The sequence below is a fragment of the Providencia sp. PROV267 genome (assembly GCF_028477825.1).
GTDB lineage: Bacteria > Pseudomonadota > Gammaproteobacteria > Enterobacterales > Enterobacteriaceae > Providencia > Providencia stuartii.
Window position 1 is genome coordinate 12,879 of sequence record NZ_JAMPLX010000018.1, and the last position, 13,325, is coordinate 26,203.

Sequence of the window (13,325 nt, forward strand, 5' to 3'; positions counted from 1 at the left end):
TTATGTTCAATGATAATACTGAATACGAATTATCAAGAGGAAGCGACATAGTTAGGGATGGCATGTTCCTTGAATTAACTGCTGCAAATACTAACCCAATATTACAACTTGCTGAAGTCTTTTACTCGGATGTTACCCTCCAATTTACATTAACTTGTTTTGAGCCGAACATTCCTCTTGAGGTAATTGAAACTTTGATTGAGCAAGCTAAAAAACTCCTCCCACCCATTGAAAAATAAGCAAAAATAAAGCCTCTCGTCAAAAGAGGCTTTATAAGTGTGGTCAATATGTGGACATTAACCATTGACTAAATCCATTTAAATCAATTATTTAACTCACTTTTAGAACGCCGCACTTAGCGCATTTGACTACCTAATCCGCACCAGTACCAGAACCGCTGAATAATTGTTAATTCAGTAGGTTGTACCCAAAGGCACTCGGGGGCGAGTGCCTTTTTTTGTGCATATGATTAAGTCGTGCCGAGATTATTTTAACCGCCTTAGTGAGTGATATTTAAACTAAATCAGTCAGCAAAGATAAAGGAATGTATGCGAGTGAGATTCATTTCATGTACTTAAGGTAAATTTAAGGTTGAGACTATGCACTGATATTCGTTAATGATAAATGGAATTATTATGTTTGATGGCCTTGGTTATGTTATTGCGATCGGTGCGGTGATCTTAATTACTTTATGTATACAAACCAACGAAAGCGATATTAGCTTTTTAACGCGCATGGCTGAAATGCTCGGCGTGATAACCACCATTAAAAACGGCAGTCTGTTATTTATCCTGTCTAATTAGGGGGCACGCAAAGCGGCAAGCTCTTACAGGTGATAACAATCATGTGGGAAAGTGGGGATAGGCATTATTTTTGATTGGCTGACCGGCAAGCGTACACCTGCGTACAAGCTTACTGGTTAGATTTGAACTACGCTCAACAAAAGAAAACCAATCTTAAACGCAAGCAAAAACCCAAAAAAGAGGGCGATTACATCGAGGGCGCGGCAGAATTTAATATTACGTTGGCTGAGGGGTGAGCCAACCTTTACCCTGAAATACCCGTCACGGTAACTGGCTTTAAACCGACCATTGATTGTCACCAGTGGGGTGATTAGCCGAGTGACACACACCATTGATGGGAACGGGTTTATTGCCCATTTAGAACTGGAAATATCGCTAAAAGGAATAGAAATAATTGGATAGTTTATTTTACTAAGCTATCCAAATTTTAAATGAAAATGATATCTTCTGATTTAGCAAGGAAACATCTAGATTTATTTGTTAAATTTGATTTTTCGCTGTTACTTTCATTATTATTGGAATTGAGTATTTTAAAGCTTAACTCGAAAAGATGGGGCCTTTTATCAAATTTGTATCAAAAGACACTCGATTGCGAGTGTCTTTTGTACGAAATTATCATGCAAAATAGCTTATTCTCAAAGCAACATCCCAACAAGCCAAAGAATTATCGCAATCCGAACTAATGAATATCCTCGTGACTGCGGTAAATTAACTCTAATTGCGGATGGCTCCATAAACTGGCGGGGGTCACTGTCGCACGCTCCCAAGGAATATGACCGATAAACCATAATTTCCAAAAGTTAAGTTTGGCTTCGGGGTTTTTACTTAATAAATCTTTAAAAGTTTCAATTTCACCTACGTTAATTGAAAGCGCTGACTGGTAAATATCAAATACAAATTTCGAGCAGAACTGGCGGGAAGAGTGATAATCAAAGCCAGTATGATAAAATTTATTAAGTCTTGAAGGAACTTCTGCAACTAAAGCTGCTTTTTGTTCATCCGTTAGGTGGTGAGTAAGTCGGCGAACACCATATCTTTGCCCAGCCGAACGTTGAATAAAGCGAGTCAAAGTCGTGACAGTTGATAGCGGTACTCGGCTTTCTGCTACTAAATAATCTTGCCCGTTATGACCAATTATCAAGCCAACATGATTGCTCCAACATAAAGAGGCTGACGCTATTTGGCGAAATAACGTAGTGCCAATACTTGTAAAGATAATATCGCCGACCTCGAGGTTTTTAGGGGGAGTATTATTTGTCATTATTCATACCTCTCAATAATTTTAACTCTGTTTGATAGTAATCCCTGACAAAGAGTAACAGCAATGAGAATACGGATTAAAATCGCGTATTAAATTAAATAATACGTTTTCGTTTAGGTTATATTGATTATAGGTTATGCAACTCAATTTATTTTATTGTTTGTAGGGCATGGCTCAATGCGATAATACTACGCGTAATCTCAGTTTCAGTATGTGCAGCATAACCGAATAAAATAGCGTTGTTTTCATGACTATTCATACAATAACGAGACAGTGGCTGTACACCAAAACCTAACTGATGGCAGGTAGAGAGTATAAACGGCAAACTAATTCCCGGCTTTAACCAACAAACAGCATGGATCCCTGAATCTGTTTGCTCAACGTTAAATACATGGGGCAAATAGGTGTTAATTGCACTAATTAATGCATTTTGGCGTGAATAGCAAACTTTACGAACTTTACGCACATGGCGTGCATAATGCCCCTCTTGAATAAACTGTGCTAAAGCGGCTTGTTCTAAGTAACCTGAATGGCTATCACTGTAATATTTCATCATAGTAAAAGGCTCGATCAGAATTTTTGGCACAATTAAAAATCCTAAACGAAAACCCGGATACATCATTTTAGAAAAGGTGCCGGCATAAATAACACGTTGATGTGCATCAAGCCCTTGAAGTGCTTGAATAGGTTTAGATAAATAGCGAAATTCACTGTTGTAGTCATCTTCAAAAATCCATGCTTGATTCTTGTTTGCCCACTCTAATAGCGCTAATCGTTTTGTTAAGCTCAAAGTCGTACCAAGAGGAAATTGATGGGAAGGGGCGGTGTAAACTAAGCAAGCGTCAGGGTAAGTTTGTGCGGCCATCGTAATATTCATTCCATCACTCTCAGAAGGAATTGGGCAAATATTGGCTCCACGAGCAGTTAAAATAGCTCGCGCACTGTCATATCCAGGATCATCTAACCAGACTGAGCTACCTTGTTGTAATAATACGCTTGCGGTTAAATTAATCGCCTGCTGAGTACCATTTACAATAATAATTTGCTCTTCGCTGCAATTAACCCCACGCGTTGAGTGCACATAATCGACTAATATTCTTTTTAGTGGCGGATAACCTGCCGGATGATTGTAGTGAGGAATTTCTTGTTTTGATCTTCTCCAAACCCTTCCTAGTAATCTTCCCCATAAATCATGGGGAAACTGATCAACGCAACCAATGCCGATATTGAACATCTGTTTTTTATTCGTATTAGGCCGAGACGTTTTCCATAATGTCGCTAAATGACTCATCACGGGATTGAGATTAGGTGCAGAATATTGCTGTTTATCGAGAGGATCTGTCTTGGATGTTAATTTAACCAGCTCATCAGGTATGGTTGTAGAAACATAGGTACCAGAGCCTTGACGAGTAACTAAATAACCCTCGTCGATTAATCGTTCAAAACCAGCAATGACTGAATTGCGAGATATCGACATCATTTCAGCAAAAGCACGACTCGAGGGCAGTTTGATCCCCGCAGATAATCGCCCATCAAGAATGGCATTTCTGATGGTGTGATAAACATTTTCTTTAATACAACCTGCTTCTAAGAGTAAATGAGGGAAGAGAGCTTGCGGTTTACGTTTCATTAGAAGTGGATCCTAAATAAATAGCAAAAGTGTATCTTATTTAGTACCAGATTGATATGTAATATAACGCCATTGTTTTATATGTCGAATCGTTAAAGGATATATCATGAATAACAATATGTTACCTGTTACTGTTGAGTTTGTGTCACCCGAGCATTATCCGCAATGGCTAGTTTATTGGTTGCAGTATCAAGAATTTTATAAAGTGGATTTAAGCGAAGAAATCACATTAAAAACATGGGAGCGTTTTTTCGATGAAAATGAGCCTATGTATTGCGCCGTTGCACTTGAAGGTGAAAAAGTGGTTGGTTTTGTCAATTACCTCTACCATCGCTCCACATGGGCGGAAAATAATTTCTGCTATTTGGAAGATTTATTTGTTTCGCCAGACGTAAGGGGGCGTCAGGTAGGAAAACATCTGATTGAATTCGTGCATGAACAAGCAAAAAAACAAGCTTGTGGACGTCTGTATTGGCATACGCAGGAAACCAATTTACGAGGGCAGCGCTTATATGATTGGGTTGCTGAAAAACCAGGTGTGATTGAATATAGAATGCCGTTGTAATCTTTTAGTGATTTATTCATGAGATAGGTTACATACCCACTCATCATCCGAAGATTTTTTATCCTACTTGTGATCTCTTGGCGATTTCTGCCATCCCCACTGTTTTTGCGAGCGGTGGGGCTTTTATCTCCTTTGCTATGCTCATTGTTTTAATTTCAGACAAAGTTCAAAGTAGCTTTTTGTTAAGTTATATCCGACTGTTATTGAAAAATAACAGTAAACAATCACTACATGTGATATTCAAAGGAAAACACCTTGTTGACACCCGTCAACGAAGTAACTACAGTACGGATACAGGAGGGAAATGAAGAGACATCCAAACAAACACATTCAATCAGCGATTGAATATGCTGTCTCTAAAGGCTGGGTTTTGGTATCAGCGGGTCATAGTTCGCATGCCTTTTGCCGTTTACGCTGTGGTGACGCGAATGATGCACATCAAAACCATCAAATGAGCGTGTGGTCCACACCAAGCCGTCCTGAGGATCATGCTAAACAGATCAAACGGAAAGTTGATAGTTGTTATCGGTCTGGAAATTAATTTAAGACGGCATTGCCGCCTGTTTCAAGCGAATAATCTAGGGGATGAGAAAGGTCACCTAGAACGGTATAGATAATAAAATGGTCTCAGTTAAAGGTATCTATTAACGAATCCATTAATGTATGGCGAGTATCAAGGAGAAGACAGTGTCACTATACAATTTCACGTTGGTGCTTTCAGGTGTTAATGCTGATACCCCAGGACTCGAAGATGCGCTGTATGAAAGTGGTTGCGGTGATGCGCTAATCTGTTTTTATGGTAAATCGGTCTATCTAGAATTTGATAGAGAGGCTAAATCATTAGATGATGCAATTGAGTCAGCTATCCATCATGTTGAAACATCTGGGTTAGGGGCAAGAGTAGAATCGGTTGATTCGGTGCTCGTCGGCTTGAGTGATATTGCTGATTTAACACATCTCTCAAGGCAAGCGGTTGCAATGCTGAAAGATGGTAAGCGGGGTGCAGGGGATTTTCCAAACCCAATACAGCGTATTAAAGGCCAATCCCCTTTATGGGATTGGGCTGAGGTTGCTAATTGGTTACAAATTAATGGCAGGTTAAATCACCATCCTGAATTAGTGACGAATGCGAAGGCATTAAGTAAATGGAACTTGGTATTACGATCAAGTGTATGTGATGATTTGCTTGAAGTTGAAGCGATAACGAAAAAAATCGTCGATAATAGGCAAAAAAGAGCAGCATACGCCGATAAAACGAATGTTAAATAACCAATCTTAAAATACTCCCTTATTGACATAAGGGGGTAACTTTAATGCTCATGATATCTAAGCCGCCAGCTACAACTCGAATACTCAATGCTTGTGGTAGCAGGGAAGCCAATTTTCTTGGTTCAATGTTAGAGTGAGTAAGGAATGTTTTAAGTTGCTAGTTGTTTACGTACTTCCATAAGCGCAAAACCTAATAAATTGAGCCCTTTCCAAGTGAGAGGGTTCTCGATATTTTCACTATCTTCAGCAAGGCCGATCCCCCATATTTTATCAACAGGGCTTGCCTCCACTAATATTCTTTCATTGGTATTTAATAAAAATGTTTTTAACTCTTCATTTTGTGAAAACTTAGCAAGATTTGCTGCGACAACAATATTAAATCTATGTTCATCCCATATGCTCTGTTGAAAGCCTCGTACCTCTCTACCGAATGCTTTTGCAGCGCCAGGATTTGGGGCATGGATAATTTTCTCGAAACTTTCATTGTCATCAAATAATCGTGCTTTTTCTGCCATCATAAAATGTTCAGCACTGGCAAAGCGATTGCCTTCAACCATAAAAGTAGCTGGATACCATTGGCTCAGGCAACTCTTGGTAACTTGTTTTTGTTTTGATTGATGACCCCAGAAAAAGAGGTATTTCAATTTTTTACCTGTTCGGTATTGTTTGCAAAGGGTTTGGATATCCATAATAAATTGTTCTAATAAATTTCTATTGGGGTAGCGTATCGATAAATTCTTCGAAATACCATAAGAAAGACCTGTAGTTATAGCTTAAATAGATTGATTAAAAAGTAACTGGCAAGTGTTGAAAATTAAATAAAACGTGAGGCATCAGACATTTTTTATAAATGATATAAAAAGTCGCATTTTCACGCATGAATAGAGCCATTTTTACCTAACTATTACATTTTGTTAACGATACAGTAAGCCCTCTTATTGGGTAAGGTTATTAACGAAAGTAAAGTATAAAAATATGGAACAAATATTGTTAGTTTTATGGCCTTTATTTGCACTGATAGCAATGGGTTTTATATTACGTCGTTCATCGCTGTTTTCGGTTGATTTTTGGCCTAGCGCTGAAAAACTGAACTATTTTATTTTGTTTCCTGCTTTATTGATTAACAGTTTAGCGAGTGCCCCACTTGATAGCCCTAAACTGCCTTATCTCGCAGGTGCGATATTTTTTGTGCTTATTATTAGCAGTGTATTAGTTCTAATTTTTAAATTACTTTTTAAAATGCCAATACCACGGTTTGGTGCTCATATTCAAGGTATTACCCGCTTTAATACTTATTTAGGGCTTGCAATCATAGCCGATTTATTTGGTACTGATGGTATAGCGATTGCTGCCGTCATTATGGCGATACTGGTGCCAAGTTGTAATGTTATTGCGGTCTTAGTATTAACCGCTGGATCTAAAGTTTCTATCAAACAGTTATTTTTACCGATCATTAAAAACCCGTTAATCCTCTCTTGTATTATTGGTATTTTGCTGAACTTATCTCCAATAGGATTACCTTTTGGTTCAGGACAACTATTAAAGCTACTTGCGGCAGCGAGTTTACCATTAGGGTTAATTTGTATTGGCGCGGCATTGCAAACATCGACGCTCAGGAAAGAATTTAAGCCGCTAATGACCTCTACGCTGTTACGTTTATTAGCGATGCCGGTATTAGCGCTTTTAACAGCAAAATTATTCTCATTACCGGAGTTTGAAACCGCGTTATTTGTGATTTTCTTTGCAATACCGACGGCGCCGACGGCTTATATTTTAACTCGTCAACTAAATGGTGATAGTCAGCTTATGGCAGGCATCATCACTTTGCAGACCGTAATTGCTGTCGTGACATTACCATTCATTCTTACCCAGATAATACATTAACTCATTGCTGCTATCGTTATTTAGCTTAAGTGAGGTAATGGGTTTGATAGAGAATCGCTTTGTTAAAATATGGGGTTAATTTTGGGGATAAAATGGTTGTAGGAATAACGCATTATGACAGTTTTAGATAAAATATGTCTAATGGCTATATCTACATTCAAAATTCTGTTTATTGAGAACGCTAATGCCATTTTGTATTAATCAACAACCCCAAATAAACCAAACACTCTCGATTCCCAGTTCACGCGCGATAGAGGCTATTTTTAGTTCACCCGAGAAGCTCACAACCAAAGAATCTGAGTTGATGGGGATAAAAATTAAAGGTATTAAAAATAATACGCTATTTGTCGTTGAAAGTAATACTGGGCAGCCATTAAGCCTCAGCAAAGCAGAATTTCAATGGCTTTTTGAAACCAAGGTTGTAAGGCGTTTACAACCTGAAAAGACGAATTTTTTATCCCCAACGCGAATGTATAAAGGCTTGTTTGAATAATATTAAAGACATACACTGCTGCTTGATAAGGTAATAATATCATTTGATGATAAGGGGTCATGTGTGTCTTTAGAAAAATGTCAAAATAATGAAAATCTATCTATTGATGAGGTATTAGATAAACTTTCATTGCTGTACACAAATGCCATTGATTCTTTAAGAAGTGCCATTGCAGCTTATGTGACTGATGGGCAATTACCTGATGCGGATGCCCGCAAAAAGGGATTATTTGCCTATCCTGAACTATGTGTTGAGTGGCATGGTCAAATTGATCATTGCGTAAAAACGAGGGCATATGCACGTTTTGTTAAGCCCGGACAGTATCGTATTACGGTGACCCAGCCGGATCTATTTCGTCAATATTTAACCGAGCAACTGAGCATTTTACAGCAAGATTATGATGTCACTTTTTCTGTTTACCCCTCACAAACTGAAGTGCCATACCCGTTTGTGATTGATGGTTCTGATTTAGCTTTAGATAGAAGTATGAGTAGCAGTCTAGCGGCTCATTTTCCTATTACAGATCTTGCAGATATTAGTGATGATATTACCGACGGTTTATTTCAATCCGCAGAGGAGATGCCCCTTTCTCACTTTGATGCTTTGCGTGTCGATTTTTCCTTAGCGAGACTGAAACATTATACGGGAACGCCGCCAGAACATGTGCAACCTTATATTTTGTTTACAAATTACAATCGTTATGTCGATGAGTTTGTAAGCTGGGCTTGCGAGCAAGTTAGGGATCCGAATAGTCGTTATGTTGCATTATCCTGTGTAGGGCACAATTATTTAACGGCTGAAAACGCTGACCCACAAATTGCCACGTCTGATCTCACATGGAAAAAATTCCAAATGCCAGCGTATCATCTGATCGCGAAAGAGGGTGTAGGAATAACATTAGTTAATATTGGTGTTGGTCCATCGAATGCAAAAAATATTTGTGATCACTTGGCGGTATTACGGCCACACGCATGGTTAATGATAGGCCATTGCGGCGGCTTACGTGAAAGTCAAAAAATTGGTGACTATATATTAGCTCATGCCTACTTACGTGATGATCATATTTTAGATGATGTTTTACCCCCTGATATTCCCATCCCAAGTATCGCAGAGGTACAAAGGGCACTGTACGATGCAACGAAACAAGTCAGTAATATGCCAGGTGAATTAGTTAAGCAACGGCTAAGAACAGGTACGGTGGTGACAACGGATGATCGTAACTGGGAATTACGCTTTTTTGCAACGGCCCGCCGTTTCAGCTTAAGCCGTGCTGTTGCTGTAGATATGGAAAGTGCGACTATTGCGGCTCAAGGTTATCGTTTTAGGGTGCCATATGGGACGCTATTATGCGTTTCTGATAAACCATTACATGGTGAAATCAAATTACCAGGGCAAGCAAATAGCTTTTATGAAGGGGCAATTTCAGAACATTTGCAGATTGGTATTCGAGCGATTGATCTTTTGCGACAAGAAGGCGATAAGCTGCATTCAAGAAAATTAAGAACCTTTGATGAGCCTCCTTTTAGGTAATAAAAAAGTATAGATACCGAATCAATAACATTTGCAGTGGCAAATGAAAAAATGAGGTATGGGTGAATTAAGCGAGTTATTAACGCCATGGTTGATGAACTAGATATTTCTGAGGTGAGTGAGCTATCGGGCTTACCGCCATCGACGTTGCGCTATTACGAAGAAAAGGGGTTAATTACCCCGATTGGTCGTAAAGGTTTGAAGCGTGTTTATCATGGTAAAGATGTGATGACTCGCTTATCACTTATTGCTTTAGGGAGAGAAGCAAAATTTTCACTTGATGAAATAAGCACCATGTTGAATCAAAGAAATGGACCAACGATTGATCGTGGCTATTTAATAACAAAAGCAGAGGAAATTCAAAAAGTCATTGATGATTTGTCGGCGTTAAAAAAAGGTATTTTGCATATCGTCAATTGCCCTGAAGAAAATCATTTAGCCTGCCCTAAATTTCAAAAAATAATGTCGATAGGCCTACGAAATAGCCGAAAATTCAGCCAATAAGGCATAATCTAGTGGGTATAACCGCGTGATTATCCCACTTTTGATAACAATTTATCCCATTTTCCTTCATAGAAAGCCTTTTAGATCTTAACTACACTTTAGGTATTGCTACACTGATTTAAAGGGTCCTATGTCTACTCACTTCTTAGCATTTGAAAAACCTATCGTCGAACTTAATGAAAGAATCGACGCCTTAGTGGCTTTTAAACAAAATAGCCAACAGCCTGATATTGATTTCGATGAAGAGATCAAGTTGCTGGAGAAAAAATGTTTAGCACTGACAAAGAAAATTTTTTCTCAGCTTGGTGCTTGGGAAATAGTTCAACTTGCAAGGCATCCATTGAGGCCCTATACCCTAGATTATATTTCGCTGATTTTTACGGAATTTCAGGAGCTGGCTGGAGATAGGGCATTTGCGGATGATAAGGCGCTTGTTGGTGGTCTAGCACGCCTTGACGGGCAACCTGTTATGGTTATAGGTCAACAGAAAGGGCGTACCACAAAAGAAAAAGTGATGAGAAATTTCGGTATGCCTTCCCCGGAAGGTTACCGTAAGGCATTAAGGCTAATGAAGATGGCTGAGCGTTTTCATTTACCTGTAGTGATATTCATTGATTCTGCGGGGGCATATCCCGGTATTGGTGCAGAAGAGAGAGGGCAAGCTGAAGCGATAGCACGAAATATTATGGAGATGTCTTGCCTAAAAACACCTATCATTTGCGTGATAACAGGGGAAGGTTGCTCTGGTGGTGCACTGGCAATAGGGGTTGGCGACCGTATTAATATGTTGGAGTACAGCACATATGCGGCAATATCACCGGAAGGTTGTGCTTCAATCCTTTGGAAAGATGTACAAAAAGCGCAAGTTGCTGCGGAAACAATGGGAATGACAGCCAAAAGGCTCAAGGAGCTAGGTATTATTGACACTATTATCCCTGAACCGCTCGGTGGCGCACATCGCGATTATGTATTAGCGAGTGAAAATTTAAAACGGCAGTTGCTTATTGATTTAGAGGTCCTCAAAAAACGGGATGTTGATCTATTATTGGCCGAAAGATATCAGAAAATTATGGCGTTTGGTTACTGTTAAGCATGATATAGTCATTTTTATCTGAAGTCGTTTGGTGATAGAAATGAATATAGAGCAATGGGCGAATGAGTTTGATAATTACCTGCTAAAAAACTGGGTTAATGATGATAATGCCCATGATATTTTTCATCTTAGGCGAGTTTGGCGTACGGCACAAAAAATTATGGAGCCAATAGAACAAGTTAATCCTTTGGTTGTATTGGCTGCCTGTTATTTTCACGATTTTGTCTCATTGCCGAAAAATCACCCCCAAAGACACCAAGCATCTTCTTTAAGTGCTGATAAAGCGGTGAGTATTTTTCAGTCTCATTTTCCAAGCCTACCTGAACATTACTATGAACCGATTGCTCACTGTATTATCACCCATAGTTTTAGTGCTCAGCTCGAACCAAAAACGATTGAAGCGAAAATTGTTCAAGATGCGGATAGGTTAGAAGCACTTGGCGCAATTGGCTTAGCGCGTGTTTTTGCCGTTAGTGGCCAACTGAATAGGGCATTATTTGATGCAAATGATCCTTTTGCACAAAATAGGCCACTGGATGATACTCAATGGGCTTTAGATCACTTTCAGCAAAAATTACTTAAATTACCGAGTACTATGCAAACTTCAATGGGAAGATTGCTCGCCACTCAAAATGCGAATTATTTAGTACAGTTTATGGCGAAATTAAGTGCTGAATTAAAGGGGAATAGTGTCCAGTTTGATGATCATATCATCGAACAGTTTTGGCTCTAATTAAGGTAGTGGCTTGATGTATTCAATAGGGATAGGCGATAAATGTCGGTTGATCTGAATTTATTAAGAGTTTTTGTTTCTGTGGCGTCTCAGGGCAATTTTGCTCGTGCCGCACAACAACTGTCTATGCCGACATCGAATGTTAGCCGGAGTATTAAGCAATTAGAAACTCAGCTCAATTGTCGGTTAATTGAGAGAACAACGCGGAATATGAGGCTGACAGAGCAAGGTGAAATATTATGGAAGCATAGTCAAAATCTCTATGCAGAGCTTGATGATATATTGAGCCAAATAAGCCATCGTGAGAGATTAACAGGAACATTACGGCTCACTATTCCTAGTGAGACGGGAAGCCTACTATTAGCCGACATAATCACCGATTTTGCTCTGTTGCATCCACAATTAACGCTTCATTGTGATACTCAGCTTATGCCTTTAGATGTGATTAATGATGATATCGATTTATTATTAACGTTCCATCGGGGTGAATTAGGCGATAGCAGCTATCATTCGAAATTAATAAAAGCTTGGCCGAGCGTTGTTGTGGCGGCTCCTCATCTTATTGAACAAACGGGCAAGCCGAAAAACCTCACGGAGCTAGCTAATATGCCTTGTATTTCAAGTTTAAGTGCAATAGCCGGTCAGCCATGGATATTTATCGACCAACAAGAACGCCCTCAAAAACTCAATATTAATAGTCGATACCGAGTTAATAGCGGTATTTTAGCTAAAGTTGCTGCATTAAAAGGGATTGGCTATGCCATTTTAGCGATGGAATCTTGCCAACCAGATATTGAGCAAGGTTTACTTGAACTTATTGAGTTTGCTGAGCGACCCGCTCCGATTGAATTACGTGCAGTTTATGCGAGTCGACGTTCATTATCACCGAAGATTGATGCTTTTTTGCAATATTTAATCCCATTATTTGCCAATAAGAAGGTGTAATTGCCAGACTCAATCATGCTGAAGTATGGCGTAATTTCAGGGTGAGTCCTTTTAGAAAATAGCGCAGTAATTGGTCACCACATTCACGGTAGTTTTTATGTTCGGGGTGACGAAATAGGGCGTTAATTTCGGGTTTAGATACTCGAAAATCGGCTTTTTGGTAGATTTCTATCATATCGGTATCTTTTAATGCAAAAGCGATACGGAGTTTTTTAAGGATAATATTATTGTTGATATGTGTTTCAACTGTCGGAGCAGGGTGGTTATCGCTTTTACCTCGACGAAAATAGACTAAACCGTTAAGGAAGTGAACCAAGGTTTTATCATTACACTCCCTATATTCGGGGGAATCATCTTTCTTTAGCCAACTTACTATTTCTGCTTTGGTCACCGTTAAACCAGAGAGCTGCATAATTTCCACCATCTGGTTATCACTAAGGTCTAGCATGTAGCGAATACGACGTAAAACATAATTATTAAGCATGGCTATTGATTTTCCATAAATTAAGTTTTCTAAATCAATCACCAATGATAGTTATCAATGTTGAGATTCAAAAATATTGAGGCGTTTTAAGAAAGGCATACTAGAGAGTAATTTTGTTTTTATCAATATAA

The 13,325-nt window shown here is 38.9% G+C and carries 15 protein-coding genes and 1 pseudogene; 12 read left to right on the forward strand and 4 right to left on the reverse strand.

Features of this window, described 5'->3' with window-relative positions; all coding sequences use genetic code 11:
• Positions 1-2 precede the first annotated feature (2 nt).
• Together PR709_RS12425 and PR709_RS12430 are read left to right on the forward strand one after the other, a co-directional pair.
• Positions 3-239: a hypothetical protein gene (locus PR709_RS12425; RefSeq protein WP_004919695.1), complete on the forward strand. Its 237-nt coding sequence runs from the start codon at positions 3-5 to the stop codon at positions 237-239.
• A 459-nt stretch (positions 240-698) separates the two neighbouring features.
• Positions 699-1,205: pseudogene (locus tag PR709_RS12430) on the forward strand (phage late control D family protein); the annotation flags it as partial.
• A 277-nt stretch (positions 1,206-1,482) separates the two neighbouring features.
• On the opposite strand, the gene PR709_RS12435 reads toward PR709_RS12430, so the two are convergent.
• Both PR709_RS12435 and pdxR read right to left on the reverse strand, forming a co-directional pair.
• Entirely contained in the window at positions 1,483-2,064 is a 582-nt protein-coding gene (locus PR709_RS12435; protein WP_004919702.1) for a YebB family permuted papain-like enzyme, read from the reverse strand.
• Positions 2,065-2,212: 148 nt separating this feature from the next.
• Positions 2,213-3,694 (reverse strand): MocR-like pyridoxine biosynthesis transcription factor PdxR, encoded by a 1,482-nt coding sequence (pdxR, locus tag PR709_RS12440; protein WP_004919704.1) that lies wholly within the window; start codon positions 3,692-3,694, stop codon positions 2,213-2,215.
• A 106-nt stretch (positions 3,695-3,800) separates the two neighbouring features.
• Here pdxR and PR709_RS12445 point away from each other — a divergent pair, with 106 nt between their 5' ends.
• From PR709_RS12445 to PR709_RS12455, 3 genes are all read left to right on the forward strand, one after another.
• Entirely contained in the window at positions 3,801-4,259 is a 459-nt protein-coding gene (locus PR709_RS12445; RefSeq protein ID WP_004919706.1) for a GNAT family N-acetyltransferase, read from the forward strand.
• Positions 4,260-4,563: 304 nt separating this feature from the next.
• Entirely contained in the window at positions 4,564-4,800 is a 237-nt protein-coding gene (locus PR709_RS12450) for a hypothetical protein (protein WP_004919708.1), read from the forward strand.
• Positions 4,801-4,946: 146 nt separating this feature from the next.
• Positions 4,947-5,528, forward strand: a complete 582-nt coding sequence (locus tag PR709_RS12455) for a helix-turn-helix transcriptional regulator (protein WP_042116580.1) — start codon at positions 4,947-4,949, stop codon at positions 5,526-5,528.
• A 149-nt stretch (positions 5,529-5,677) separates the two neighbouring features.
• Here PR709_RS12455 and PR709_RS12460 read toward each other — a convergent pair whose 3' ends face one another.
• On the reverse strand, positions 5,678-6,217 hold the full coding sequence (locus PR709_RS12460; protein ID WP_004919711.1) for an NADAR family protein: 540 nt from the start codon (positions 6,215-6,217) through the stop codon (positions 5,678-5,680).
• A 286-nt stretch (positions 6,218-6,503) separates the two neighbouring features.
• Here PR709_RS12460 and PR709_RS12465 point away from each other — a divergent pair, with 286 nt between their 5' ends.
• From PR709_RS12465 to PR709_RS12495, 7 genes are all read left to right on the forward strand, one after another.
• Positions 6,504-7,412: an AEC family transporter gene (locus PR709_RS12465; protein ID WP_272570910.1), complete on the forward strand. Its 909-nt coding sequence runs from the start codon at positions 6,504-6,506 to the stop codon at positions 7,410-7,412.
• 184 nt (positions 7,413-7,596) lie between these two features.
• Positions 7,597-7,905, forward strand: coding sequence for a hypothetical protein (locus PR709_RS12470; RefSeq protein WP_004919715.1), 309 nt, complete (start codon positions 7,597-7,599; stop codon positions 7,903-7,905).
• A 63-nt stretch (positions 7,906-7,968) separates the two neighbouring features.
• Entirely contained in the window at positions 7,969-9,435 is a 1,467-nt protein-coding gene (locus tag PR709_RS12475; RefSeq protein WP_272570911.1) for an AMP nucleosidase, read from the forward strand.
• A gap of 87 nt (positions 9,436-9,522) precedes the next feature.
• The gene (locus PR709_RS12480) at positions 9,523-9,939 is read left to right on the forward strand and encodes a helix-turn-helix domain-containing protein (RefSeq protein ID WP_004919718.1); all 417 of its coding nucleotides are present in this window, start codon (positions 9,523-9,525) and stop codon (positions 9,937-9,939) included.
• 130 nt (positions 9,940-10,069) lie between these two features.
• On the forward strand, positions 10,070-11,029 hold the full coding sequence (accA, locus tag PR709_RS12485; RefSeq protein ID WP_004919721.1) for an acetyl-CoA carboxylase carboxyl transferase subunit alpha: 960 nt from the start codon (positions 10,070-10,072) through the stop codon (positions 11,027-11,029).
• Positions 11,030-11,072: 43 nt separating this feature from the next.
• A complete protein-coding gene (locus PR709_RS12490) occupies positions 11,073-11,765 on the forward strand; it encodes a phosphohydrolase (protein WP_004919724.1) in 693 nt (230 codons plus the stop codon).
• 42 nt (positions 11,766-11,807) lie between these two features.
• A complete protein-coding gene (locus PR709_RS12495) occupies positions 11,808-12,710 on the forward strand; it encodes a LysR family transcriptional regulator (RefSeq protein WP_004919726.1) in 903 nt (300 codons plus the stop codon).
• 13 nt (positions 12,711-12,723) lie between these two features.
• Here PR709_RS12495 and PR709_RS12500 read toward each other — a convergent pair whose 3' ends face one another.
• Positions 12,724-13,194, reverse strand: coding sequence for a DUF1456 family protein (locus PR709_RS12500; protein ID WP_042116583.1), 471 nt, complete (start codon positions 13,192-13,194; stop codon positions 12,724-12,726).
• Positions 13,195-13,325: the final 131 nt, after the last annotated feature.